Below are 23,736 nucleotides of genomic sequence, written 5' to 3'. Positions count from 1 at the left end.
GCCGGTCGGGCCCCACCTGACCGGCCGGCAGCCCCCACCGCGGGCCGAGCGCCCGCAGTACCAGCAGCACCCAGCACCACCCGGACCACCCGATCCGACCGCCCTGGCCGAGGAGCGACCTCATGACGATCAACACCCAGCGACCGGACGCCGCGCAGGCGTCTCCGCCGCCCGAGACCCGTCCCTCCGAACCCGCGAGGTCGAAGCAGGCGCGACGCACCGACGGTGTCTGGCCGTGGCTGTTCGTCCTGCCGCTGCTGGTCGGCGTCGCCACGTTCTTCATCTGGCCGATCCTGCAGACGTTCTACTACTCGTTCACGAGCTGGGGGGTCTTCGGCGGCTCGAGCTTCACCGGGCTGGCGAACTACGAGCGCCTGGTGACCGACCCGCAGCTGTACCAGTCCCTCGTCAACACGATCGTCTACACGGTGGTCGTCCTGGCCGGCATCCCGATCGCCGTGTGGCTCGCGAGTCTGCTGAACACCCCGGGCCTGCGCTTCGCCCAGTTCTACCGGGTCCTGTTCTTCCTGCCCTACGTGGCGATGCCCGCCGCCATCGCGCTGGTCTGGCGCATCATGTTCAACGGCGACTTCGGCATCGTGAACTGGTTCCTCGGGTTGTTCGGCGTCGACGGCCCGTACTGGATCTCGACCCCGGGCTTCGCGCTCGTCGCGGTCTCGCTCGTCGGGCTCTGGTCGTCCCTCGGCTTCTCGATGATCATCCTCGGCGCGGGGCTCAAGGACATCCCGCCGGAGCTGTACGAGGCGGCCGAACTCGACGGGGCGAGCCGCTGGCGACAGTTCCACTCGATCACCGTGCCGCTGCTGACGCCGAGCATCTTCTTCGTGCTCATCATCACGACGATCTCGAGCTTCCAGCTGTTCGACCTGCTCTACGCCATCCTCGGTTCCACCAATCCGGTCATCCCGAAGACGATGTCCCTCGTCTTCTACTTCTACAGCGCCGGGTTCATCGACAACGACAAGGGCTTCGCGGCTGCGATCGCGATGGTGATCTTCCTGCTCATCGGCATCATCACCGTCGTGCAGTTCCGGGTCCAGCGGAAGTGGGTCCAGTCATGACCGGCATCATCGACGCGCACGGCAGCAAGCTGACGGCTGCCACGAAGGCCGCCACCCGGGCCCGGACCCCGGTCCTCGCACAGTCACGTCCGGGTCGCCGCGGCGGCAGCCACTGGTGGATCCACGTCGTCCTCGGCGTCGGCGGGTTCGTGATGGCCTTCCCGTTCCTCTGGCAGATCATCATGGCGCTGTCCACGAACGCACAGGTGACGTCGCCAACGCCGACGTTCTGGCCGGGCGACCTGCAGTGGGGCAACTTCGTCCGCGTGTTCGACCGGCTGCCGTTCCTCGACCAGCTCGCCACGTCGATCTGGGTGACCCTCATCCGCACGGCGGCGCAGATCGTCCTCTGCACCCTGGCCGGCTACGCCTTCGCCCGGATGCGGTTCCGCGGTCGCGCGGTCATCCTCGGGATCGTCCTGTCGATCCTGCTCGTACCGTCGCAGGTGTACCTGATCTCGCAGTACCAGATCGTGCAGGGCCTCGGCTGGCTCGACACCCTCGCCGGCATCGTCGCCCCCGGGCTGTTCAGCGCCTTCGGCACGTTCCTCATGCGCACCGCGTTCCTCAACATGCCCGCCGAGCTCGAGGAAGCGGCCCGCATGGACGGCGCGAACCCGTTCCAGACCTTCTGGCGGATCATGCTGCCGCTGGCCCGACCCTCGATCAGCGTGCTCGCGATCACGACGGTCCTGTGGTCCTGGAACGAGCTGCTCTGGCCGCTCGTCGTCTCCACCCGCGCCGAGGACATGCCGCTCGCAGCCGGACTCGCGACGCTGTCGAGCGACCGGACGATCGACTACCCGCTGCTCATGGCAGCCAGCTTGATGGCGATGGCCCCCGTGCTCGTCCTGTTCATCGTGCTCCAGCGCCGGGTGATCGACGGGCTCGCGTCCTCCGGCCTGAAGTGACCGCGGGGGTACCGGGGCCGGTCGGAGCGGGACGGGTCGGCGCGGACCGGGAGGCCCGGTCCGACCCCGTCACGCTCCTCACCGCCGCCGTCGGCGCGTCGGCGGACCCCGCCGGGCTGACCGCATCGCTCGAGGCGAGCGTGCGGCACCTCGACCCGGCCGACCGGGAGGCCGCGGTCCTCGCCGCCCTCCGTGCGGTGCTGCCCGACACCGAACGGTGGCTCGTCGCCCACGGGTGCAGCCCCGAGGACGCCGCGTCGAGCGTCGCCGACGTCGACCGGAAGGTCGAGCGCTACGGCCTCGACGGCACCGGGCTCGACTGGCTGGCACAGGTGGCGACCGGACGCGTGGTGGCCGTGGGGCGCCTCCAGTTCGAGCGGTCCGCCGAGCTGCCGGACGGGACCGCGGCCTGGGGCGTGCACGTCCCCGAGACCGGGCCGCTCGACCCGGACGCCTGCGACCGGTCGTTCGCGGCGGCACCCGGCGTGCTCCGGACGCTCGATCCCGGTACGGCGGTGCGGACGTGGGTGTGTTCCTCGTGGTTGCTGGACCCCGGGGTCGCAGACGTCCTCGGTCCGGCGTCGAACACCGCCCGGTTCGCGGCGCGGTTCCGGCTGCTGCCGCCCGGTCCGCACGACGAGGTGGCCGGGGACGAGTCGGTCGCGAAGTTCGTGTTCGGGACGGACCGGCTCGCAGCGCGTCGGGTCGAACCCGTCGGCAGGCTGCAGCGTGCGGTCCACGACCGGTGGGCGGCGGGCGGCCACTGGGCCGAGCGGACCGGCACCGCACCGGTCGACCGCTGACCGTCGACGTGCGCTCTGGGCCCCGGGTCGGCGTACCGTGACGGACATGAGCGCTCCCGACCGAGACCACCTGGACGACGGCGTCGACATGACCTTCGAGGAGCGTCGACACGACACCTTCCGGCGCATGTCGGGGTCCGACGAGCACGACGAGGCCCCCCGCGTCGAGGTCGAGGAGACCGAGTCCGGGGACGTCCGCATCGACGTCGCGGACAGTGCCGCGGTCCGACCGGGGGACTGAGCGGGCACGTCGTCCGACGATGACGGCGGCGCACGGCAGAATCGTCGGGTGCACCTCGTCCTCACCCGTGTCGACGGTGGCGTCACGGCGACGCCGCTGACGGACGCGGGGGAGCCGGACGGCGAGTCGACGCGCCTGGCGGAGTCGGACCTCCCGGCCTTCGTCGCCGCGACCGACGGACCGGGCGTGCGCTGGGTCTGGTCCGACACCACACGCTGGTACCCGGCCGTGCTCGCCGCCGGTGGTCGGGTCGCGCGCTGCGTGGACCTGCGCCTGGGGCACCGGGTCCTCCGGACCGCGCTGGCCGCTCGCGGGTCCGCCCTCGCGCAGGCGCCGACGAGCGGGTGGGACGCTCCGGCTGTCCTGGAGGCACGGCCCGCCCCCGTCACGCAGGCGTCGCTCTTCGACGACGACCTGTTCGCGCTCGCCCCGGCCGACGACGACCTCGACCCGGTCGCGGAGCTCCGCGCGCAGCTCGACGCCGTGGTCGGGTCGACCGAGCCGGGCGCGCTCCGACTGCTGCTGGCGGCCGAGTCCGCCGGCGCGCTCGTCGCGGCCGAGGTCAAGCACGCCGGGCTGCCGTGGCGGACGGACGTGCACGAGCGGCTGCTCGCCGACGCCCTCGGACCGCGGGTGCCGTACGGGGTGCGGCCACGGAAGCTCGAGGAACTCGCGGAGGTCCTGCGCGAGCGGCTCGACGACCGCGACCTCAACCCGGACTCGCCCGCGGACGTCCTGCGCTCCCTGCGGCGGGCCGGACTCGTCGTCGAGAGCACTCGCAAGTGGGAGCTGCAGCACCTGGAGCACCCGGCGATCGAGCCACTGCTCGAGTACAAGCGGCTGTACCGGCTGCTCACCGCCAACGGCTGGACCTGGTTCGACGAGTGGGTGCGGGACGGACGGTTCCACCCCGAGTACGTCGTCGGCGGTGTCGTCACGGGGCGGTGGGCCGCGAACGGCGGCGGCGCCCTGCAGCTGCCGAAGCAGGTCCGGGCCGCCGTGGTCGCCGACCCCGGGTGGGCGCTCGTCGTCGCGGACGCGGCCCAGCTCGAACCGAGGGTCCTCGCGGCGATGTCCGGTGACACCGACATGGCGGCCGCCGGCGACGGGCAGGACCTGTACGACGGGGTCGTGGCCTCCGGCGCCGTGCAGACGCGGCAGCAGGCGAAGACGGCGATGCTCGGTGCGATGTACGGCGCCACGCAGGGCGAGGGCGGTCGGTTCGTGCCACGGCTCGCCCGGGCCTTCCCGCGGGCACTCGACCTGGTCGAGCAGGCGGCCCGAGCGGGGGAACGCGGTGAGCCCGTGACGACCCGGCTCGGCCGGACCTCGCCCGTCCCGGAGCCGTCCTGGTTCGAGGCCAGGAACCGCGCGTACTCGGTGGAGGGGTCGCCGGGGATGCAGCGGGCGGTCGAGTCGCGAGCACGCAGCTGGGGCCGGTTCACGCGGAACTTCGTGGTGCAGGGGACGGCGGCGGAGTGGGCGCTGTCGTGGATGGGCGGTCTCCGGACCCGGTTGGCCGCGCGGACGGACGGGCCTGTCACGTCCGGGCCCCACATCGTGTTCTTCGTGCACGACGAACTCGTCGTGCACGCGCCCAGCGCCGACGCGGAGTGGGTGGCCGAGCAGGTCCGCGCGGCCGCGGTCGACGCCGGGCGGATCATGTTCGGCGGGTTCCCGGTCACCTTCCCGCTGTCGGTCGCGGTCGTCGGGGCCTACTCCGAGGCGAAGTAGGCGCACCGCCGGCCGCGTCTCCCCAGCCGCGCGAGGCCAAGCTGGTCGGATGGAACAGCACGACACCCCTTCCGGTCGGACCCCCGTGATCGGCGGCGTGGAGCGCGAGCGCGCCGACCGCACGGTCGGCGAGGTCGACCTCACCCGCTGGCGGTCCCGCGCCGGACGGACCGTCGCGGACTCGTGGGCGGCGCTCGGACGGCGGTTCGGCGCGCTCCCGCTCCTGGTCTTGACGCTGCTCGTCGGGATGGGGGTCGTGGTGACCGCGACCTGGGCCGCGTCCGAGGTCTACGACGCCGTGCGCGAAGCCGACGACGTCGCCGTGCTCGACCGTCCCGTGCTCGACTGGATGCTGACGCTCCGCTCGCCCGTGCTCGACCAGGGCGTGACGTGGTGGACCGACATCGCCGGCACGATCGGGATGCCGATCGTCGCCGTGCTCTTCCTGGTCGGCTTCACGGTCCAGCGCCGTGCGTGGACGCCGCTCGTGCTCCTCGTCTCCGCCAGCGCCGGCTCGCTCGCGATGACCGTCGCCGGCAAGGACCTCATCGGGCGGAGCCGGCCGCCACTGTCCGACGCCGTTCCGCCGTACGAGCACTCGCCGTCGTTCCCGTCCGGGCACACCCTCAACGCGACCGTGATCGTCGGCACGATCGTGTACCTGCTGCTCCTCCGTCAGAGCCGGGTCGTCACCCGGGTCTGGACGATCGTCGCGGGGACGCTGTTCGTCGTGTCCGTCGGGATCTCGCGGGTGTTCCTCGGGCACCACTGGACCACCGACGTCCTGGCGGCGTGGGCCCTCGGGCTCGCCTGGCTGGCGCTGGTGGTCACGGCGCACCGGCTGTACCTGACCGCGCTGCACCGGGGTGCCGAGCCGACCCCGTCCTGACGCGGCTGCGCGCCCTCGCCAGCTGCGCCCGGTAGGTTTCCCCGCATGGAAGAACGGCTGATCGGCGGCAGGTACCGGGTGACCGGGACCCTCGGACACGGCGGGATGGCATCGGTGTACCGCGCCGTCGACGAGCAGCTCGGGCGTGAGGTCGCGGTCAAGCTCTTCCGCATCGGCCCCGTCGACCACGGGGAGCGCGCCCGCGCCGAGGCCGAGATCCACGTGCTCGCCGGGCTCCGCAGCCCGAACCTGGTGACCCTGTTCGACGCGGCCCTCGACACCGCGGACGGGGACTCGTTCCTCGTCATGGAGCTCGTCCCCGGCAGTGACCTCGCGACCCGGCTGCGAGAGGGTCCGCTCGACCCGGTGACGACCGCGCGCGTCGGTGCGCAGGTCGCCGAGGGTCTCGCCGCCGTGCACGCGCAGGGCATCGTCCACCGTGACGTGAAGCCCGCGAACGTGCTGCTCGAGCAGGACGGGGAGCACGTCAAGCTCGCCGACTTCGGCATCGCGCTGCTCCGCGACGCCGCCCGCGTCACCGGGACCGGCACCGTGATCGGCACGGCCGCCTACCTGGCCCCGGAGCAGGTCCTCGGCCAGCCCGTGACCGGCGAGGCCGACGTGTACGCGCTCGGGCTCATGCTCCTCGAGGCCCTCACCGGCAAGCAGGCCTTCCCGGGCAGCGCGGTCGAGGCCGCCACCGCCCGGCTCGCCCGGGCTCCCGAGATCGACCAACACCTGCCGACGGCGTGGCGCACCCTGCTGCACGTGATGACCGCGCAGCACCCGGAGGACCGTCCGACCGCCGCGGAGGCGGCAGCACGGCTCCGGGCGCTCGGCCGCGACGACGTCGCGCCCGCCACCCAGCTCCTGCCGGGAGGCCCAGGGGCGCTCACGAGGGCGGCCGCCGGCGCCGGTGTGGCCGGGGCGGCCGCCGGGGCCGGGGCCGCGGCGGCGGACGAGGCGACGCGCGCGATGCCCCTGAGCGGTGCCTCCGAGGCGGACACCGCCACCCGCCGACTGCCGGTGCAGTCCGCCGGCACCGCCGACGACGACGTGGCGACGACGGTGCTCGGCACGCCGGGTACGGCCGGTGCGGCAGCAGCCGGTGCCGGTGCCGCCGGTGGTGGCACGGGCGGTCGTGCCGGCGCGACGGCCGTCCCGGCCGGTGGGTCCGGTGCCGAGCCCGAGGAGCGCGAGCGGAAGCGCTGGGTGCTGCCGGTGATCGTCCTCGCCGTCCTCCTGGTCGCGGGGGTGCTGGTCGCGGCGCTCGCCCTCGGCCGTGACGAGGGCACGCCGAGTCCGACCGAGTCGAGCCAGCAGCCCTCGGACGAGCAGCCCGGTGAGGACGAGTCGAGTGCACCCGCCGAGGAGCAGCCGAGCGAGCCCGCGCCACAGCAGCCGAGCGAACCGGCGGAGGAGCAGCCGAGCGAGGAGCCCTCGGAACCGACCGAGGAGTCCAGCGAGCCCGCCGAGCAACTGCCCACGTCGGTCCCCGAGCCGAGCGTCGAGACGACCCTGCCGGTCCAGGAACCCCTGGACACCGGAGTCGACACGACGTCGCAGCAGGCCCCTGGCAACGGCAACGGCAACGGCAACGGCGGTGGGAAGGGCGGTGGGCCGGGGAAGTCCGGCGAGGCCCCTGGCGGGTCCGGCGACGCCCCCGGCCGCGGCTGACGCACAGCGGACACCCCGGAGACGCTGTCCACCTCCGAGGAGCACACTCGACCCATGTCGATGAGCGCACCGTTCGATCCCACGCAGCCGGGCGGCGACGTCCCCGTGGACGGGTCCGACCAGGACGAACTCGAGGTCGAGGAGGCCCGCGGGGCCTCGGCCCCCGAGACGTCGGGAGCCGACGTCTCGGGGGCCGAGGTGACCGGGAACCCCGGGGACTCCCCGGTCCGGCACGACGACGAGGACGAGGCCGGCGGCGGCCCGGTCTTCCGGACGCCGAACCCCGGCGACCGTCTGCACCCGGACGACCTCGGCGCCTGACCACAGCCGGCGTTGTGCCGGCTCCAGGGTCGGACGTGCAGGCTCGTCGCATGTCGATGAGCAGTGCGTTCGACCCGTCGAAGGGCCGCGCCATCCCCGAGGACCAGGTCAGCAGCGACGGGCTCGAGCTCGACGAGGACCCGCTCGCGGCCCTCGGGATCGAGGTCGCCGTCGTCCCCGGCGGCACGACCGACCCGACCGCAGCGCCGGTCCTCCGGCGAGACGGCGAAGGCCCCGAGCCGACGTCCTGAGACGGCAGCGCGGGGCCTCCGCGGCAGCGGCGGTCAGGGCACCGTGTGCCCGGCAGCCGTCAGGACGCGGTACCACTCCTCGCGGCTGAGTTCGACGTCCGAACCGGCCGCCGAGTCCTGCACGCGCTGCGGGTTCGTCGTCCCGAGCACCACCTGGAAGTGCGCGGGGTGCCGGGTGATCCACGCCACCGCGATGCCGGTCGGGGTGACGCCGTGCGCCGAGGAGATCTCCTCGAGCACGTCGTTCAGCTCGGCGTACTGCTCACGGTCGCCGAGGAAGACGCCGTCGAAGAAGCCCTTCTGGAACGGTGACCAGGCCTGCAGCGTCACGTCGTTCAGGCGGGCGTGGTTGAGGATGTCGTTGTCCCGGTCGATCGACTGGTCGAGTCCGGCCATGTTCGCCACGAGGCCCTGCGTGATGACGTTCGCGTGCGTGATGCTCAGCTGCACCTGGTTGAACGCGAGCGGCTGCCGCACGGACTTCTTCAGCAACTCGGTCTGCCCGGGGGTGTGGTTCGAGACGCCGAAGTGGTGCACCTTGCCGGCCGCGTGCAGCTCATCGAAGGCCTTCGCGACCTCGTCCGGCTCGACGAGGGCATCCGGGCGGTGCAGGAGCAGCACGTCGATGTGGTCGGTGCGCAGGGCGGTGAGCGACTCCTCGACCGAGGACAGGATGTGCTCGTACGAGAAGTCGAAGTACGCGCCGTTGCTCGTCGGCCGGATGCCGACCTTGGTCTGCAGCTGGATCTCGCTGCGCTCGGCCGCGGACAGCGTGACCGCCCCGCCGAAGCGTTCCTCGCAGCCGTGCCAGCCGCCGTAGACGGCCGCGTGGTCGAACATCGTCACGCCCGCGTCGCGCGAGGCGGCGTACAACGCCCGGATGTCCTCGTCGCTCATGTCGTTGATCCGCATCAGTCCGACGACGACGTCGGAAGCGGTGAGGTCCGTCTGTGGCAACTCCAGTGTCTTCACCCGACCGATCCTGCCAGCGGCCGCCGGTGTGAGCCAGGCACTGGCCGTACCCGCCAGCGCACGCGGACTGCCCGCCATCGCACGGCGGACTGCCCGCCCGCGCACAACGCGCTGCCCAGCGGCGGCCCGTCTACGGCAGCAGGACCGCGACGACCGCCGAGCCGTCGGTGCCCCAGCCGGCGGTCAGGGCCGCCCCGGCGGGGACGTCGACCCCGAGCACCCGCAGCACGGCGACCGCCCCGTGGTCGGTCGTGACGGTGGTGACCGTGCCGTCGGTACGGGCCCCGACCGTGGTGATCGTCGGCGACGTCGGGTCGTTGCCGTCACCGGAGGCCCGACCCTCCTTCTCGAGGGTGCCCGCCCCGGAGGCCCGCTCGAGTTCCGCCTCGTGGCCACCGGTGGCGATCGCCCGCCGCAGGACGTCGGCGTACACGGGGTCGCCGACGGCGTCGTAGACCCCGCGGCGGCCGAGGACCGAGTGCTCCATCTCGGTGACGAGGAACGCCTCGGCGCCGGCGAGCGGCGCCCCGCGGTAGGTCAGCGGCACGTGCAGCACCGGCCCGTCGGCGGCGCGCACGAGGTACGTCTCCACGCCGACCTCACCGTCCGGGTCGTCGAACCGGAAGCGGCTGACCTGCTCCACCGTGGTGCCGGCGGGGACCCCGCTCCACGGCTGTCCGGGCAGCCAGGCGCTGATCGCGTCGAGCTTGCCGGGGGTGAGTGTCGCTTCGTGGATGACGGCCATGACCGCAACCTACCGGCACGCCCGTACCCTGGACCGGTGCGTGACGACCTCCTCTCCGTGCTCGCGTGCCCGGTGTGCAGCGAGCCGCTCGCCCGCACCGCGCCCGGGCAGGCCGGGTGCGCGAACGGGCACCGGTACGACGAGGCGAAGCAGGGTCACCTGACGCTCCTGCCCGCCAGACGGCGGGCTCTCACCGCGGACACGCCGGAGATGGTCGATGCACGGCTGCGCTTCCTCGGCCGGGGGCACTACGCGCCGGTCGAGCGGGCGCTCTCGAGCGTGGTCGCGGACGTGAGCGCACCGGGTGTGGTCCTCGACGTCGGTTCCGGCCCCGGCACCTACCTCGCGCACGCGCTCGAGGGGACGGCCTCGCCCGGTCGTCCGGCCGGGAGGCTCGGGGTCGCCCTGGACCTGTCGGCCGTCGCCGTCCGCCGCGCGGCCCGCATCCACCCGCATGTCGGTGCCGTCGTCGGGGACGTGACCGAGCGCCTCCCGGTCGTCGACCGTGCCGGAGCCGTCGTGCTCGACGTCTTCGCGCCCCGCAACCAGCACGAGTACGCCCGGGTGTTGCACCCGGAGGGCGTGCTCGTCGTCGTCACGCCCCGGGCCGGTCACCTGGCGGAGCTCGCGGCGGCGACGATCAGCGTCGACCCGGAGAAGGAGCGGCGTCTGCACGACAGCCTGACGCCCGCGTTCGCACTGCGCTCGAGCGAGGACCTGACGTGGACGATGTCGCTGACCGCGGAGGATGTGCACGATGTCGTCCACATGGGGCCGAGTCACCACCACGTGGCGCCGGACACGGTGTTCGCACCGGAGACGGTGACGGCGTCGGTGACCGTCAGCACCTGGACTCCCGCGCGCTGAGCGTCGGGCGGCGAGCCCGTCAGGACTCCGGCGCGTCAGTACTCCGGGGCGTCCGGTCCCAGTGTCGGCCACGGCTCCGACGGTCCGCGCTGTGCCGGCCAGCCCTGGGCGGGAGCCCCCGGGGACGGGGCACCCGGTGCTGGCCACCCCTGCGCCGGAGCGCCCGCTGCGGGCCAGTTCGGTGCCGGGGTGCCCGCGCCCGCGTACGCGACCCATGCCCAGGGTGCGCGCTCGGCGAGCCAGGCCTCGAGGTCGGGGTAGCCGATCGCGATCGACACGGTGTCGAACAGCACGGTCCCCTTCGCGTCCCGCGCCTGGATCCCGCCGTACGGGCCGGTCCAGGGGCGGATCGACGCGATGGCGGTGTGGTGCACCTCGCGTTCCGCCCGGAAGCCCTTCCGGACGACCAGCCGGTCCGGCAGCGCATCGATCCGCGTCCGGGCCAGGGCCCCGGCGAGCAGGACGAACGCGACCCCGCCGAGCAGGCCGACCCCGCCCGCGATGCCCATCGGCAGCGCGTCCGGGTCGTCGGTGGTCGAGGCCGCACCGAGCAGCAGCACGCCACCGAGGACGATGACCAGGATGCCGATGGTCCGCAGGATGACCCGCTGCCACCGTCTCGGCCGCACGGTGAACAGTGCGTCCGGGGCCGCGCCGGCGAGCACGCGCTGGTGCTTCCGCTTCCGGTCCCCCCGGCGGATGGCCGACGTCACGACCACCGGGACGACGGCGGCGGCGACGAAGGCGATCGTCACGGACAAGAACGTGGTCCCCATGGGGTCAGCGTACGGACCCGCAAGCTGCCCGTCCGGTCCGCACCACCACCGTCCTCGACGCCGACGCCGACGCCGACGCCGACGCCGACGCCGTCGTCGTCACCGGACCGGACGCGCGCCGCGACGGGGCGCGGCCGGTGGTCGAGCGGTGCCGCTCCGCGGTCGACGAGTGGGCGTTAGGGCCGCGCACGTGTCGGTCACGGCACCGTCAGGGAACCGTTAGGACCGGCCGGGAGGCCCACCCGCGGATCCAGCATCGGTACCGCACCACGACCGGTGCGGTCCACGGCACCTGCCGCGGGCACCTCTACCTCCAGGAGTCCCACGTGTTCGACGTCTTCGTCGTCGCCGGTGTCCTCGCCGTGTTCGGCGTCGTGGCACTGATCGCCAAGGGGGTGGAGCGGCTGTGATCGGCATCACCATCGCCGCTGCCGTCCTCGGCATCGCCGCTGTCGTGTACCTCGTCTGGGCGCTCGTGCGCCCCGAGCGGTTCTGATGGGCGCCGCGCAGACCTGGGCCGGCATCGCCCAGGTCGCCCTCCTCGTGCTGCTCCTCGTCGTGGCGCACCGGCCGCTCGGCGACTGGATGGCGCGCGTCTTCACGAGCACCCGTCACGGCCGCGGTGAACGCCTGGTGTACCGGGTGATCGGCGTCGACCCGGACGCCGAACAGTCGTGGGCCGCGTACCTCCGCGGCGTGCTGCTGTTCAGCGTCGTCGGGCTGCTGCTCGTCTACCTGCTCCAGCGCATCCAGGTGGTGCTGCCGGGCGACCTCGGCCTGCCCGCCGTGGGCCCCTCGCTCGCGTTCAACACCGCGGCCTCGTTCGTGGCGAACACGAACTGGCAGTCGTACTCGCCCGAGGTCACCGTCGGGTACACCGTGCAGATGGCCGGCCTGGCGGTGCAGAACTTCCTGTCCGCCGCCGTCGGACTGTCCGTCGCCGTCGCCCTGGTCCGCGGGCTGGCCCGTCGGAAGTCGGACACGCTCGGCAACGTCTGGGTCGACGTCGTGCGGGGCACCGGTCGGGTGCTCCTGCCGATGGCCTTCGTCTCCGCACTCGTGCTCGTCGCGGGCGGCGTCGTCCAGTCGTGGGGCACCGGCACGGACGTCACGACGCTCACCGGTGGCACGCAGCACATCCCCGACGGGTTCGTCGCCTCGCAGGAGGCCATCAAGGAGCTCGGCACGAACGGCGGCGGGTACTTCAACGTCAACTCCGCGCACCCGTTCGAGAACCCGCAGGCGTGGACGAGCCTGTTCGAGGTCTTCCTCATGCTCGTCATCCCGTTCTCGCTGCCCCGCACCTTCGGCAGGATGGTCGGCGACACCCGCCAGGGCCTCGCGATCGTCTCCGTGATGAGCGGCATCTTCCTGGTGTCCCTGTCGGCGATGTCGATCGCCGAGCTCGCCGGTGGCGGTGCGGCCACACAGGCGGCCGGGGCGGCGATGGAGGGCAAGGAGGTCCGCTTCGGCGTCCTCGGCTCGACGCTCTTCGCCACGGCGACGACCTCGACGTCCACGGGCGCCGTGAACGCCATGCACGACAGCTTCACCCCGCTCGGCGGGATGATGGCGCTCGTCAACATGATGCTGGGCGAGGTCACCCCCGGCGGCGTCGGCTCCGGCCTGTACGGCATGCTCGTGCTCGCCGTGATCACGGTGTTCATCGGCGGCCTGCTCGTCGGTCGCACCCCGGAGTACCTCGGCAAGAAGATCCGCGCCAAGGAGATGACCTTCGCGGCGCTGTACATCCTCGTCACGCCGACGGTCGTGCTGCTCGGCACGGCGCTGTCCCTGGTGATCCCGGGCGTCCGGGAGCAGGTGCTCGGCACGAGCATCTACAACCCGGGCAACCACGGCCTGTCCGAACTGCTCTACGCGTTCACCAGCGCCGGCAACAACAACGGTTCGGCGTTCGGTGGCCTCACCGCGAACACGACGTGGATGAACTCCGCGCTCGGCGTCGCGATGCTGCTCGGCCGCTTCGTGCCGATGGTGTTCGTCCTGGCGCTCGCCGGGTCGCTCGCCGCGCAGGACAAGGTCCCGGCGACCGTGGGCACCCTGCCCACGCACCGGCCGCTGTTCGTCGCGCTCCTCGGTGGCGTCGCCGTCATCGTCACCGCACTCACGTACTTCCCGGTGCTCGCACTGGGGCCGCTCGCAGAAGGACTGTCATGAGCACCACGACCTCCGAACCGGAGGTGACCCCGGCCCCCCGGCCGGCCACCCGCTCGTCCGCATTCGGACCCCGCCAACTGGCGGCGGGCCTCCCGGGCGCGTTCCGCAAGCTGGACCCCCGGCTGATGTGGAAGAACCCGGTCATGTTCCTCGTCGAGGTGGGCGCCGCCCTGACGACGGTCACCGCCGTCGTCGAGCCGTTCAGCCGGACGGGAGGTGCGACCGACTCCGGCGCCCCCGTCCCGTCGTCGTTCACCATCGTCATCGCCGTCTGGCTGTGGCTGACCGTGCTGTTCGCCAACCTGGCGGAGTCGGTCGCCGAGGGCCGGGGCAAGGCCCAGGCCGACACCCTGCGGAAGACCCGGTCGACGACCAGCGCCCGCCGCGTCGTCGGGTACTCGTCCGCCGACCCGGCCGCGCTCTCGGCACCGACCGAGGACGTCGCGTCCGTCGACCTGGCGAAGGGCGACCTCGTCGTCGTGGTCGCCGGTGAGGTGATCCCGGGCGACGGTGACGTGGTCGACGGCATCGCCTCGGTCGACGAGTCGGCCGTCACGGGCGAGTCGGCCCCGGTGATCCGCGAGTCCGGCGGCGACCGCAGCGCCGTCACGGGCGGCACCCGCGTGCTGTCCGACCGGATCGTGGTGCGCATCACGTCGACCCCGGGTGAGACCTTCATCGACCGGATGATCCGGCTCGTCGAGGGCGCCGCCCGACAGAAGACGCCGAACGAGATCGCGCTGAACATCCTGCTCGCGTCACTGTCGATCGTCTTCGTGATCGTCTGCCTCACGCTGCAGCCCATCGCCGGGCTCGTCGGCTCGACGGTCAGCATCACGGTGCTCGTCGCGCTGCTCGTCTGCCTCATCCCGACCACCATCGGTGCGTTGCTGTCCGCGATCGGCATCGCCGGCATGGACCGGCTCGTGCAGCACAACGTCCTGGCGATGTCCGGCCGCGCGGTCGAGGCCGCCGGTGACATCACCACGCTGCTGCTCGACAAGACCGGCACGATCACGTACGGCAACCGTCGGGCCTCCCGGTTCGTGCCGGTGCCGGGCGTGAGCGAGGTCGACCTCACGGCCGCGGCCGCACTGTCCAGCGCTGCCGACGGCACGCCAGAGGGGCGCTCGATCGTCGACCTGGCGCTCGCCGCCGGAGCCGTGACGGGCCTCCCGGCCGGTGCGGTGGAGGTGCCGTTCACCGCACAGACCCGCATGTCGGGCGTCGACCTGCCGGACGGCACCGAGGTCCGCAAGGGTGCCGCTGCCGCGGTCATGGCCTGGGCGGGGACCACCGACCCCGGCATCGTCGCGGCGGTCGACGCGACCGTCGCCGACGTGTCCGACCAGGGCGGGACGCCGCTCGTCGTCGCCCGGAAGGACCCGTCGGGGCAGGTCGCACTGCTCGGCGTCGTCCACCTCAAGGACGTCGTCAAGGACGGTCTCGCCGAGCGCTTCACCGAGCTCCGCAGCATGGGCATCCGCACCGTGATGATCACCGGGGACAACCCGCGCACCGCCAAGGCGATCGCGGCCGAGGCCGGCGTCGACGACTTCCTCGCCGAGGCCACCCCGGAGGACAAGCTCGCGCTCATCAAGCGGGAGCAGGAGGGCGGCAACCTCGTCGCGATGACCGGCGACGGCACGAACGACGCCCCCGCCCTGGCGCAGGCGGACGTCGGCGTCGCGATGAACACCGGGACGACCGCGGCGAAGGAGGCCGGCAACATGGTCGACCTCGACTCGGACCCGACGAAGCTCATCGACGTCGTCCGGATCGGCAAGCAGCTCCTCATCACCCGCGGAGCACTCACCACGTTCTCGATCGCCAACGACATCGCGAAGTACTTCGCAATCATCCCGGCGATGTTCCAGGTGGCGTTCCCCGGCCTCGGCGTCCTCAACGTCATGGGGCTGCACAGTCCGGCGTCGGCGATCCTGTCGGCCATCGTGTTCAACGCGCTCGTCATCGTGGCGCTCATCCCGCTGTCGCTGCGTGGCGTCGGGTACCGCGCGGGCTCGGCGTCGTCGATCCTCGGCCGCAACCTGCTCGTCTACGGGCTCGGCGGCGTCATCGTCCCATTCATCGGCATCAAACTGATCGACCTCGTGGTCGGTCTCATCCCGGGGTTCTCGTCATGACTTCCACTCGTTCCTTCCTCCGTTCCGGTGGTGTGGCCGTGCGCCTCACCCTGCTGTCCACCGTCGTCCTCGGCGTCGCCTACCCGCTCGCGGTGTGGGGCGTCGGCCAGGCGGCCTTCTCGTCCCAGGCGAACGGGTCGATGATCACCGACTCGTCGGGGAAGACCGTCGGGTCCTCGCTCATCGGGCAGTCCTTCGCCGGCGAGGACGCCGACCGCTGGTTCCAGTCCCGCCCCTCCGCCGCAGGCGAGGACGGGTACGACGCCGGTGCGTCCACGGGGTCGAACCTCGGCCCGTCCAACCCCGACCTCACCAAGGCCGTCGAGGACCGTCGAGCCGCGATCGCGGCGGCCGACGGCGTGCCCGCGTCCGAGGTCCCGGCGGACGCGCTGACGGCCTCGGGCTCCGGCCTCGACCCGCACATCAGCCCGGCGTACGCGGAGCAGCAGGTGTCCCGTGTCGCCGCCGCCCGCGGGCTGTCCGAGGCGGACGTCCGTGCGCTGGTGGCCGAGCACACCGACGGCCGCCAGCTCGGGTTCCTCGGCGCCCCCGCGGTGAACGTGCTCGAGCTGAACCTGGCCCTGGCGCGGGCGCACTGAGGTGCCCCGCTCACCCCGCTCCCTCGTCCGACCGACGCTGCCCGACCGGATGGCGGAGGCCGTCGAGGAGGTCCGGGTGAGCCGCCAGGAGGTCTGTCAGCCCGTACGAGCGGGGACACGACCGCCTCGTCGTCCCGGCGAGGTGGTCGATGAGCACTGCCGAGCGGTACGGACTCCGGACCGGCGCTCCCGCCAGCCGCTCGACCAGGTCGGTCGGCTGCCGGTAGTGCGGTGTGGGGACGCCCAGCGGGCGGCCCCACACCTGAGCGTGATGGGCGCAGCAGTTCCGGACATGGGTGATGTGCTGCACGGTGGCGCGGAAGGTCGGCTGGGGGGTGCGGAACGACCGTGCCACCCCGCCCTGGACTCGCAGGACCAGTGCTCCGGCGGTCCGCGACAGCGTGCCGAGGCTGAGTTCCTCGGCCAGGACGGCGAAGGGGACCTCGTCGAGCGACCGGTCGCGCAGATCGGGATCGTGCGACCGCGCCAGCGCTTGCGAGAAGCGTGCGCGGAGGACGCCGTGCGGGGCGTGCTGCCGGAACGAGCGCGGATCGAGGTGCCAGAAGGGCCCGGCGCTGTCGATGCCGGCTTCGTCGAGGCGGCCGCGGAGCGCCAGCTCGATCCGCTCGACCAAGGAGAGCAGCACGATCCGGAGCTGCCCGTCGAACTCGTGCAGGCGGTCGACGTCGGCGTCGGAGGCGGGAAGGTCGTGGGCGCGCAGCGCCTGTCGGAACTGCTCGTGCCGGTACCTCGAGACAGCGAGTGGGTGGTGCAGCATGCGGCTCCTTGAGGACGACGGAGGGTCGAGGCCTGGGGCGAGCCGGGAACGGAAAAGTCCCGCCGGTTTGAGGAAGCGTGAGCTCGAGCCTTGGCGGGAACGATTGCGTCCAACATATCAGTCGATGGACGTGTCGTCAACGTCGAGCAGGAGAGGATGAGCACGTGAAGCGAGGCAAGCTGCGGGTGCTGCTCGGTGCAGCCCCGGGCGTCGGCAAGACCTACACGATGCTCGAAGAGGGGCGCCGGATGGCCGACCACGGTCGGGACGTGGTCGTCGCCGTCGTCGAGACCCACGGCCGCGCCGCCACCGCCGCCCTCGTCGACGGGCTCGAGGTGGTCCCGCGCCGCACCGTCGAGCACCGCGGGGTCGCACTCGACGACATGGACCTCGACGCCGTCCTCGCCCGCCGCCCCGAGGTCGCCCTGGTCGACGAACTCGCCCACACCAACGCCCCCGGCAGCCCGCACGAGAAGCGCTGGCAGGACGTCGAGGCGCTGCGGGCCGCGGGCATCGACGTCATCTCGACCGTCAACGTGCAGCACATGCAGTCCCTCGGCGACGTCGTCCGCGAGATCACCGGCACCGTGCAGCGCGAGACCGTCCCCGACGCCGTGGTCCGCGCCGCCGACCAGATCGAGGTCGTGGACCTCTCCCCGCAGGCCCTGCGCGACCGGTTGTCCGACGGCCTCGTCTACCCGGCCGCCCGTGTCGACGCAGCCCTGTCGAACTACTTCCGTCTCGGCAACCTCACCGCCCTCCGCGAGATCGCCCTGCTCTGGCTCGCGGACGAGGTCGACGACGCCCTGAAGCGCTACCGCGCCGAACACGGCATCGCGAACCGGTGGGAGACCCGCGAACGCGTCCTCGTCGCCCTGACCGGGGGCCCGGAGGGCGAGACCCTGCTCCGCCGCGGTGCCCGCATCGCCGCCCGCTCCGCTGGTGGCGAGCTCGCCGCCGTGCACGTCACCACGAACGACGGCCTGCGCGAGCGGCACCCCGGTGCCCTCGGCAAGCAGCGTGCCCTGCTCGAACAGCTCGGCGGGACCTACCACCAGGTGGTCGGCGATGACGTGCCGACGACGCTCGTCCGGTTCGCCCGCTCCGTCGACGCCACCCAGATCGTGATCGGCATCAGCCGTCGGAGCCGACTGGCCGCCGCGTTGACCGGCCCGGGCATCGGCAGCACGGTCATCCGCGAGTCCGGGGACATCGACGTCCACGTCGTCACGCACGAACGCGCCGGTGGCGGACTCGCCCTGCCGAAGCTCGGTGGCAGCCTGTCCCGCTCCCGGATCGTCGCCGCCTTCATGCTGTCGCTCGTCGCCGGGCCGCTCCTGACCTGGGTCCTGTCCTTCGGGAACGACCCGGACTCCATCACCGTCGACGTCCTGGCGTACCAGCTGCTCGTCCTCGTCGTCGCCCTCGTCGGCGGCATGCTCCCCGCCGTGTTCGCCGCGGTGCTGTCCGGGCTGAGCCTCGACTTCTTCTTCGTGCAACCCCTGCACCAGGTCACGGTCCAGCAGCCGTGGCACCTCGTCGCCCTCGTCATGTACGTCGTCAGCGCGGTCCTCGTCAGCTTCGTCGTCGACCGGTCCGCCCGCCGCTCCCGCACCGCCCGTCGCGCGGCCGCCGAGTCGGGGCTGCTCGTCGGGATCGCCGGCAGCGTCCTCCGCGGTGACGACGCCCTCCAGGCCCTCGTCGAGCGCACCCGCGAGGCGTTCGGCTACGCGGGCGTCCGCGTCCGCCAGGGTGACGAGGTCCCGGCCACGTCGGGCGAGTTCGGCGACGCGCCGGACGCGGCCACGACCCTCCCGTCCGGCGCCGTCCTGGAGTTCGCCGGTGCGCCCGACGACCCGGCCCAGCGCCGGTTGCTGCGGGTCGTCGAGCAGCAGCTCGACGCGGCCCTCGAACACCGCGCGCTCACCCGCACCGCCGTCGACGCGGAACGCATCGCGGCCGTCGACCGGGTGCGCAGCGCCATCCTCGCGGCCGTCAGCCACGACGTCCGGCGACCGATCGCGGCCGCGTCGGCCGCCGTGCAGTCCCTCCGTGCGCGTGACGTGCGGCTGGGCGAAGCTGACCGGGAGGCCCTCCTCGCCACCGCCGACGAGAGCCTCCGGCAACTGGCGGTCCTGCTGGCCGACCTGCTCGACGTCAGTCGGGTGCAGGCCGGGGTGCTCGCCGCGTCGCCCGTGCCGACCTCGCTCGACACGGTCGTCGCCCCCGCACTGGACGAGCTCGAACTCGGTCCGGAGGACGTCGACCTCGACCTGCCCGCCGAACTCCCGCCCGTCCTCGCCGACCCGGTGCTCCTGCAGCGCGTCGTCGTGAACCTGCTCGCGAACGCCGTTCGGTACTCACCCGACGGCCAGCGGGTCCGGATCGCGGCGAGCGCCTTCGCCGGCGGGGTCGAACTCCGCGTCGCCGACCGTGGTCCCGGCATCCCCGAGGACCGGCGCGAGGACGTGTTCCAGCCCTTCCAACGGCTCGGGGACACCGACAACGACACCGGGCTCGGCCTCGGCCTGGCGCTCGCGCGGGGCTTCACGGAGGGCATGGGCGGCACGATCGAGGTCGACGACACCCCGGGTGGTGGTCTCACCGTCGTGGTGCGACTGCCGATCGCGGGGCACCTGGGAGTGGTGGGCAGATGAAGGTCCTGATCGCGGACGACGACGTGCAGCTCGTGCGTGCGCTCGCCGTGACGCTGAACGCCCGCGGGTACGAGGTGGTCACCGCCCGGGACGGCCGGGCCGCCATCGACGCCGTCATCACCGAGCGGCCGGACATCGTCATGCTCGACCTCGGCATGCCCCGGCTCGACGGCATCGGGGTGCTCGAGGGCATCCGTGGCTGGTCACAGGTGCCGGTGCTCGTGCTGTCCGGGCGGACGGACTCGGGCGACAAGGTGGACGCCCTCGACGCCGGGGCCGACGACTACGTGACGAAGCCGTTCGAGATGGACGAGCTGCTCGCGCGGCTCCGGGCGCTCGGCCGACGCCGGGCACCCGTCGGCGGCGAGGCGGCTCCCACCATCCGGATCGGCGACCTCGTGGTGGACCTCGTCGCCAAGCAGGTCACCGCGCCCGACGGTCCCGCGATCCGCCTGACCCCGACCGAGTGGCGGTTGCTCGAGGTCCTCGTGACGAACCCGGACCGGCTGTTGACGCGCGAGATGCTCCTCACCGAGGTGTGGGGTCCGACGCACGGCAACGACTCGGGGTACCTGCGGTTGTACATGGCACAGTTGCGGCGGAAGCTCGAGCCGGAGCCGTCGCACCCGCGCTACCTCGTGACCGAGTCGGGCATGGGCTACCGGTTCGCGCCGGCGGGCTGACCGCCGGTCTCGTCCTCCAACTCGCCGGCCCAGGCGAGCGCGCGCTGCCGGAGGGCGGCGACCTCCGGCGGAGCGACGCCGTACTCGGCGAACCGGTCGTCCGCGACGCGGGTCACGAGGCGGAGTTGCTGTGCGAAGACGACTGGGTCGTACCCGTCGTCCCGTTCAGCGACGAGACGCAGGAGATCGGCGTCCGTCCACCTGCCGGAGGCCCGGATCGCGTCCACGTCGATGAAGTCGCGCACCTCGAGGCGGCCGTAGAGCGCGTCGAGCTTGGCTGCGACGGCGTCGTCCGCGGCCAGCACCGGTCCGATCGGGAGATCCGCCGGGGCCTGGCCGCGCCAGTCGTACCCGAAGTCCATCTCCATACGGTCACCCTGCGCGGACGTCACCAGGAGCTGCGCGAACAGCTCGTCGTGCCGTCGGATGTCGACCCGGTAGCCGTGTCCGGAGAGGACGCCGACCGCGTCCTCGACTGCGGTACGGAACAACTCGCGGTCGTACCGGTCGGTGAACAGGTCGATGTCGCGGGTCGACCGGTCGACGAGGCCGTGTTCGCGGATCGCGCCAGAGCCGGCGAGCACGAAGCCCTGTCCGCCGACCGTCCTCAGGACGAGCGCGGTGACCTCTCGCTGCGCAGCGCGGAGGTCGGTCACGCCGTCAACTCCGGGAAATGTGCCTCCCACGCTGCGCGGACGCGATCGGGCAGCAGGAGATCCGGCCATGTCCGAACGAGCAGGTCCCGATCGAGCAGGGCCGCCTGAGTTCTGGTGTCACCCTCGCGGAGGACCGCTTGGTAGGCCTTGGCGACGTCCGAGGTGGATGCCAGGTCGACCAGCGGTTCCGGACCCCAGTAGACCTCCAGCGGGAGCACGAGCGGACCGGTTGCCGGGCCGTGGAGGTCTTCGAGGGAGGCGACGACGTCGACCGGCTTGACGTCCTGGAACAGCACACGCGGGTTCATCACACCTCCCTCGCTCCGATCGTGCCAGAGCCGTCGGCAGGACGCCACCGCCCGGGTGCTACCGCCTCAGCCGGCGTGCACGTGCGCCGCGAGCTCCGCCCGGGTCCGCGCCCCGAGCTTCCGGAGCAGGTTCGCCACGTGGTACTTCGCCGTGTTGACGGAGATGCCGAGGCCGTCCGCGATCTCGCGGTTGCCGACGCCCGTTGCGACGAGGCGCAGGACCTCGGCCTCGCGGGGCGTCAGGTCGGCCTCGTCCGGGCTCGACACCGATCCGGGGGCGGGGTCGAGCGGGATCGTGATGTCGAGCACGGACCCCCAGCCCGGCGTCGAGTCGACCTGCATCCGTCCGTCGAGGACCCCGACCCGCTCGGCGATCGGCCGCATGGCGTCGTCCTGCACGTCATGCGTCCCGGCACCGTCGTCCCGTAACTGCATGAGCAGGTTCCTCCCGTCGCAGTCCCACTGGATGCGGACCCGGCTCGCGCTGCCCTCGTCGACGAGGGTGAGCACCGCGTTCCGGACGATCGCCCGGGCGGCATGTGCGACGTCCCCGGGGAGTGCCCGTCCCGTCGCGGGCGGCTCGACGAACTGCACGTCGAGGTCACCGAACCGGACGAGGGGACGCAGGTCGGCGCGGAGGCGGGAGAACGCCCCCGTCACCGGCTCGAGCAGGACCTCCCGCTGTCGGTCGCTCGAGGTCCGGAGGTCGACGAGCGCCGCGGACGCGACCTCGACCGCCTCCGCCCGGGCTGCCGCATCGCCGACACGGGGGGAGCGCAGGACGGCGAGCACCGACTCGAGGGTGAGCGAGTGCCGGTCGGTCAGGTCCGCGACGACGCGCGCGTGTTCCGCCGCCTCAGCGCGGCTCGCGTGGCCGACGGTGCCTCCGACGGGTGCAGGGAGCGCCGGACGGGAGGCCCGACCCGGCCCCGGGACGGGCGTCACCTGGTCGTCGGGGGCGGTACGCGCCTCCCGGCCGGTCTCCGGGTCCGTCTCGTCGTCCACCAGGCCGAACCTACCCGCCCTGCTCTGCACGGTGCGCCCGCCCACCCGATCGGACGGGACGCCCGCCGTGTCGGGTAGCGGCGCACTGCACCTGACAGGCGCAGGCTCGAGACATGTCCGAACAGACGCTCGCCAACTCGCTCGACCTCGTCAGCCACGAACTCGACGACCTCGTCGACGCGGTCGGGGAGAGCGATCCGGCTCCCGCTGCCCGGGCCCTCGACCTGCTCGACGGTGCCGAGCGCGTCTTCGTGCACGGCGCTGGCCGGTCCGGGCTCGCGCTGCGGATGACCGCGATGCGCCTCATGCACCTCGGGCTCGACGTCCACGTCGTCGGCGAGGTGACGACCCCCGCGATCGAGGCCGGCGACGTCCTGCTCACCGCGAGCGGGTCGGGCACCACCAGCGGCATCGTGCAGGCCGCGCGCACCGCGGTGGACGTCGGCGCGCAGGTCGTCGCCGTGTCGACCACGGCGTCGTCGCCGCTCGCCGAGCTGGCCGAGGTCACCCTCGTGCTGCCGGCCGCGACGAAGACCGACCGCTCCGGCACCGCCTCGGCGCAGTACGCGGGCAGCCTGTTCGAGCAGGGCGTCGTCCTGCTCGGCGACGCGCTGTTCCACGCGCTCTGGCAGCGCAGCGGACACTCCGCCGACGACCTCTGGCCGCGGCACGCCAACCTCGAATGACCCCCACGGAAGAAGGAAGCACCAGCATGCAGCTGCAGTTCGCCATCGACACCCTGTCCACCGAGACCGCGCTCGAGCTCGCCGCCCAGGCCGCTCCGCACGTCGACATCCTCGAGCTCGGCACCCCGCTCGTGAAGAGCGCCGGCGTCGCCGCGATCACCGCGATGAAGGAAGCACACCCGGACAAGATCGTGTTCGCCGACCTCAAGACGATGGACGCCGGTGAGCTCGAGGCCGACATGGCGTTCCAGGCAGGTGCCGACCTCGTCACCGTGCTCGGCGTCGCCGGGGACAGCACGATCGTGGGGGCCGTCGCCGCCGCGGAGAAGCACGGCAAGGGCATCGTCGTCGACCTGATCGGCGTCCCGGACAAGGCCGCCCGTGCCCGCGAGGTCACCGAGCTCGGCGTCGAGTTCGTCGAGGTGCACGCCGGCCTCGACGAGCAGGCCGAGGAGGGCTTCACGTTCGACACGCTCCTCGACGAGGGCAAGGCCTCGGGCGTGCCGTTCTCGATCGCCGGTGGCGTGAAGGCGTCCTCGGTCGCCTCGGTCAAGGCCGCGGGTGCCCGCGTCGCCGTCGCCGGCAGCGCGATCTACAGCGCCTCGGACGTCGGCGCTGCCGCCGCCGAGATCCGCGCCGCGATCGACGCCGCGTAGTCCTTCCGCAACACGCGATGTGGGCGGTTCCACGCAGCGGTACTCCGCTGCGAGGGACCGCCCACGTTGCGTTCCGCGGGGGCTCGTCTCGGGTGAACGGGGGCGTTCCGCCAGCCG

At 72.7% G+C, this 23,736-nt stretch carries 25 protein-coding genes; 18 read left to right on the top strand and 7 right to left on the bottom strand.

Annotated features, from left to right (window positions below):
- The first annotated feature begins 122 nt into the window (after positions 1-122).
- From DEJ18_RS15290 to DEJ18_RS15250, 9 genes are read left to right on the top strand one after another with little or no spacing between them, the layout of a single operon-like run.
- On the top strand, positions 123-1,082 hold the full coding sequence (locus tag DEJ18_RS15290; RefSeq protein WP_111080070.1) for a carbohydrate ABC transporter permease: 960 nt from the start codon (positions 123-125) through the stop codon (positions 1,080-1,082).
- Positions 1,079-1,993 (top strand): carbohydrate ABC transporter permease, encoded by a 915-nt coding sequence (locus DEJ18_RS15285; protein ID WP_111209934.1) that lies wholly within the window; start codon positions 1,079-1,081, stop codon positions 1,991-1,993. Before DEJ18_RS15290 ends, DEJ18_RS15285 begins: the two co-directional genes overlap by 4 nt.
- Positions 1,990-2,796 carry a hypothetical protein gene (locus DEJ18_RS15280; RefSeq protein ID WP_111209935.1) on the top strand — a complete coding sequence of 269 codons (807 nt, stop codon included), beginning with the start codon at positions 1,990-1,992 and terminating at the stop codon, positions 2,794-2,796. Before DEJ18_RS15285 ends, DEJ18_RS15280 begins: the two co-directional genes overlap by 4 nt.
- A 46-nt stretch (positions 2,797-2,842) precedes the next feature.
- Positions 2,843-3,037, top strand: coding sequence for a multidrug transporter (locus tag DEJ18_RS15275; RefSeq protein WP_110824332.1), 195 nt, complete (start codon positions 2,843-2,845; stop codon positions 3,035-3,037).
- A gap of 48 nt (positions 3,038-3,085) precedes the next feature.
- Positions 3,086-4,771 (top strand): bifunctional 3'-5' exonuclease/DNA polymerase, encoded by a 1,686-nt coding sequence (locus tag DEJ18_RS15270; protein ID WP_111209936.1) that lies wholly within the window; start codon positions 3,086-3,088, stop codon positions 4,769-4,771.
- Between the two features lie 49 nt (positions 4,772-4,820).
- On the top strand, positions 4,821-5,660 hold the full coding sequence (locus DEJ18_RS15265; protein ID WP_111080065.1) for a phosphatase PAP2 family protein: 840 nt from the start codon (positions 4,821-4,823) through the stop codon (positions 5,658-5,660).
- A gap of 45 nt (positions 5,661-5,705) precedes the next feature.
- Entirely contained in the window at positions 5,706-7,337 is a 1,632-nt protein-coding gene (locus DEJ18_RS15260) for a serine/threonine-protein kinase (protein WP_111209937.1), read from the top strand.
- 54 nt (positions 7,338-7,391) lie between these two features.
- A complete protein-coding gene (locus DEJ18_RS15255; protein WP_111209938.1) occupies positions 7,392-7,658 on the top strand; it encodes a hypothetical protein in 267 nt (88 codons plus the stop codon).
- Positions 7,659-7,708: 50 nt separating this feature from the next.
- Positions 7,709-7,909, top strand: coding sequence for a hypothetical protein (locus tag DEJ18_RS15250; RefSeq protein WP_111080062.1), 201 nt, complete (start codon positions 7,709-7,711; stop codon positions 7,907-7,909).
- A gap of 33 nt (positions 7,910-7,942) precedes the next feature.
- On the opposite strand, the gene DEJ18_RS15245 is transcribed toward DEJ18_RS15250, so the two are convergent.
- Together DEJ18_RS15245 and DEJ18_RS15240 are read right to left on the bottom strand one after the other, a co-directional pair.
- Positions 7,943-8,881 carry an aldo/keto reductase gene (locus DEJ18_RS15245; RefSeq protein ID WP_111209939.1) on the bottom strand — a complete coding sequence of 313 codons (939 nt, stop codon included), beginning with the start codon at positions 8,879-8,881 and terminating at the stop codon, positions 7,943-7,945.
- A 130-nt stretch (positions 8,882-9,011) separates the two neighbouring features.
- Positions 9,012-9,626, bottom strand: coding sequence for a CG0192-related protein (locus tag DEJ18_RS15240; protein ID WP_111209940.1), 615 nt, complete (start codon positions 9,624-9,626; stop codon positions 9,012-9,014).
- 36 nt (positions 9,627-9,662) lie between these two features.
- Between DEJ18_RS15240 and DEJ18_RS15235 the strand changes: the two genes are divergently transcribed.
- A complete protein-coding gene (locus DEJ18_RS15235) occupies positions 9,663-10,493 on the top strand; it encodes a putative RNA methyltransferase (protein WP_111209941.1) in 831 nt (276 codons plus the stop codon).
- A gap of 35 nt (positions 10,494-10,528) precedes the next feature.
- Here DEJ18_RS15235 and DEJ18_RS15230 read toward each other — a convergent pair whose 3' ends face one another.
- Positions 10,529-11,269 carry a hypothetical protein gene (locus DEJ18_RS15230; protein WP_111209942.1) on the bottom strand — a complete coding sequence of 247 codons (741 nt, stop codon included), beginning with the start codon at positions 11,267-11,269 and terminating at the stop codon, positions 10,529-10,531.
- A gap of 406 nt (positions 11,270-11,675) precedes the next feature.
- Between DEJ18_RS15230 and DEJ18_RS15225 the strand changes: the two genes are divergently transcribed.
- The 4 genes from DEJ18_RS15225 to kdpC are packed head-to-tail and all read left to right on the top strand — an operon-like array spanning position 11,676 to position 16,190.
- Positions 11,676-11,765, top strand: coding sequence for a potassium-transporting ATPase subunit F (locus tag DEJ18_RS15225; RefSeq protein WP_017887940.1), 90 nt, complete (start codon positions 11,676-11,678; stop codon positions 11,763-11,765).
- A complete protein-coding gene (kdpA, locus tag DEJ18_RS15220; RefSeq protein ID WP_111209943.1) occupies positions 11,765-13,447 on the top strand; it encodes a potassium-transporting ATPase subunit KdpA in 1,683 nt (560 codons plus the stop codon). The genes DEJ18_RS15225 and kdpA overlap by 1 nt, the downstream gene beginning before the upstream one ends.
- Entirely contained in the window at positions 13,444-15,591 is a 2,148-nt protein-coding gene (gene kdpB / locus DEJ18_RS15215; protein WP_111209944.1) for a potassium-transporting ATPase subunit KdpB, read from the top strand. The genes kdpA and kdpB overlap by 4 nt, the downstream gene beginning before the upstream one ends.
- Entirely contained in the window at positions 15,588-16,190 is a 603-nt protein-coding gene (kdpC, locus tag DEJ18_RS15210) for a potassium-transporting ATPase subunit KdpC (protein ID WP_111209945.1), read from the top strand. The genes kdpB and kdpC overlap by 4 nt, the downstream gene beginning before the upstream one ends.
- 10 nt (positions 16,191-16,200) lie before the next feature.
- Here kdpC and DEJ18_RS15205 read toward each other — a convergent pair whose 3' ends face one another.
- Positions 16,201-16,968 carry an Abi family protein gene (locus DEJ18_RS15205; RefSeq protein WP_111209946.1) on the bottom strand — a complete coding sequence of 256 codons (768 nt, stop codon included), beginning with the start codon at positions 16,966-16,968 and terminating at the stop codon, positions 16,201-16,203.
- A gap of 164 nt (positions 16,969-17,132) precedes the next feature.
- Here DEJ18_RS15205 and DEJ18_RS15200 point away from each other — a divergent pair, with 164 nt between their 5' ends.
- A complete protein-coding gene (locus tag DEJ18_RS15200) occupies positions 17,133-19,625 on the top strand; it encodes an ATP-binding protein (RefSeq protein ID WP_111209947.1) in 2,493 nt (830 codons plus the stop codon).
- Positions 19,622-20,308 carry a response regulator gene (locus DEJ18_RS15195; protein WP_111080053.1) on the top strand — a complete coding sequence of 229 codons (687 nt, stop codon included), beginning with the start codon at positions 19,622-19,624 and terminating at the stop codon, positions 20,306-20,308. Before DEJ18_RS15200 ends, DEJ18_RS15195 begins: the two co-directional genes overlap by 4 nt.
- Here the strand turns inward: DEJ18_RS15195 and DEJ18_RS15190 are convergent.
- From DEJ18_RS15190 to DEJ18_RS15180, 3 genes are all read right to left on the bottom strand, one after another.
- A complete protein-coding gene (locus DEJ18_RS15190; RefSeq protein ID WP_181431024.1) occupies positions 20,284-20,964 on the bottom strand; it encodes a nucleotidyl transferase AbiEii/AbiGii toxin family protein in 681 nt (226 codons plus the stop codon). The genes DEJ18_RS15195 and DEJ18_RS15190 overlap by 25 nt on opposite strands.
- On the bottom strand, positions 20,961-21,272 hold the full coding sequence (locus DEJ18_RS15185; RefSeq protein ID WP_111080130.1) for a transcriptional regulator: 312 nt from the start codon (positions 21,270-21,272) through the stop codon (positions 20,961-20,963). Before DEJ18_RS15185 ends, DEJ18_RS15190 begins: the two co-directional genes overlap by 4 nt.
- 66 nt (positions 21,273-21,338) lie before the next feature.
- Positions 21,339-22,277 carry a LuxR C-terminal-related transcriptional regulator gene (locus DEJ18_RS15180; protein ID WP_258376866.1) on the bottom strand — a complete coding sequence of 313 codons (939 nt, stop codon included), beginning with the start codon at positions 22,275-22,277 and terminating at the stop codon, positions 21,339-21,341.
- Positions 22,278-22,390: 113 nt separating this feature from the next.
- Between DEJ18_RS15180 and hxlB the strand changes: the two genes are divergently transcribed.
- Positions 22,391-22,963: a 6-phospho-3-hexuloisomerase gene (hxlB, locus tag DEJ18_RS15175; RefSeq protein WP_111080051.1), complete on the top strand. Its 573-nt coding sequence runs from the start codon at positions 22,391-22,393 to the stop codon at positions 22,961-22,963.
- A 26-nt stretch (positions 22,964-22,989) separates the two neighbouring features.
- Positions 22,990-23,619 (top strand): 3-hexulose-6-phosphate synthase, encoded by a 630-nt coding sequence (gene hxlA / locus DEJ18_RS15170; RefSeq protein ID WP_111080050.1) that lies wholly within the window; start codon positions 22,990-22,992, stop codon positions 23,617-23,619.
- The last annotated feature ends 117 nt before the right edge of the window (positions 23,620-23,736 follow it).

Source organism: Curtobacterium sp. MCSS17_015 (assembly GCF_003234265.2).
GTDB lineage: Bacteria > Actinomycetota > Actinomycetes > Actinomycetales > Microbacteriaceae > Curtobacterium.
This window is presented reverse-complemented; position numbering and strand designations above follow the sequence as displayed.

What these genes read in the sequence shown, in the direction of transcription:
- DEJ18_RS15290 (WP_111080070.1), top strand. Translation starts at nt 123, where the DNA reads ATGACGATCAACACCCAGCGACCGGACGCCGCGCAGGCGTCTCCGCCG.
- DEJ18_RS15285 (WP_111209934.1), top strand. Translation starts at nt 1,079, where the DNA reads ATGACCGGCATCATCGACGCGCACGGCAGCAAGCTGACGGCTGCCACG.
- DEJ18_RS15275 (WP_110824332.1), top strand. Translation starts at nt 2,843, where the DNA reads ATGAGCGCTCCCGACCGAGACCACCTGGACGACGGCGTCGACATGACC.
- DEJ18_RS15265 (WP_111080065.1), top strand. Translation starts at nt 4,821, where the DNA reads ATGGAACAGCACGACACCCCTTCCGGTCGGACCCCCGTGATCGGCGGC.
- DEJ18_RS15260 (WP_111209937.1), top strand. Translation starts at nt 5,706, where the DNA reads ATGGAAGAACGGCTGATCGGCGGCAGGTACCGGGTGACCGGGACCCTC.
- DEJ18_RS15255 (WP_111209938.1), top strand. Translation starts at nt 7,392, where the DNA reads ATGTCGATGAGCGCACCGTTCGATCCCACGCAGCCGGGCGGCGACGTC.
- DEJ18_RS15250 (WP_111080062.1), top strand. Translation starts at nt 7,709, where the DNA reads ATGTCGATGAGCAGTGCGTTCGACCCGTCGAAGGGCCGCGCCATCCCC.
- DEJ18_RS15240 (WP_111209940.1), bottom strand. Translation starts at nt 9,626, where the DNA reads ATGGCCGTCATCCACGAAGCGACACTCACCCCCGGCAAGCTCGACGCG.
- DEJ18_RS15230 (WP_111209942.1), bottom strand. Translation starts at nt 11,269, where the DNA reads ATGGGGACCACGTTCTTGTCCGTGACGATCGCCTTCGTCGCCGCCGCC.
- kdpA (WP_111209943.1), top strand. Translation starts at nt 11,765, where the DNA reads ATGGGCGCCGCGCAGACCTGGGCCGGCATCGCCCAGGTCGCCCTCCTC.
- kdpB (WP_111209944.1), top strand. Translation starts at nt 13,444, where the DNA reads ATGAGCACCACGACCTCCGAACCGGAGGTGACCCCGGCCCCCCGGCCG.
- kdpC (WP_111209945.1), top strand. Translation starts at nt 15,588, where the DNA reads ATGACTTCCACTCGTTCCTTCCTCCGTTCCGGTGGTGTGGCCGTGCGC.
- DEJ18_RS15205 (WP_111209946.1), bottom strand. Translation starts at nt 16,968, where the DNA reads ATGCTGCACCACCCACTCGCTGTCTCGAGGTACCGGCACGAGCAGTTC.
- DEJ18_RS15195 (WP_111080053.1), top strand. Translation starts at nt 19,622, where the DNA reads ATGAAGGTCCTGATCGCGGACGACGACGTGCAGCTCGTGCGTGCGCTC.
- DEJ18_RS15185 (WP_111080130.1), bottom strand. Translation starts at nt 21,272, where the DNA reads ATGAACCCGCGTGTGCTGTTCCAGGACGTCAAGCCGGTCGACGTCGTC.
- hxlB (WP_111080051.1), top strand. Translation starts at nt 22,391, where the DNA reads ATGTCCGAACAGACGCTCGCCAACTCGCTCGACCTCGTCAGCCACGAA.
- hxlA (WP_111080050.1), top strand. Translation starts at nt 22,990, where the DNA reads ATGCAGCTGCAGTTCGCCATCGACACCCTGTCCACCGAGACCGCGCTC.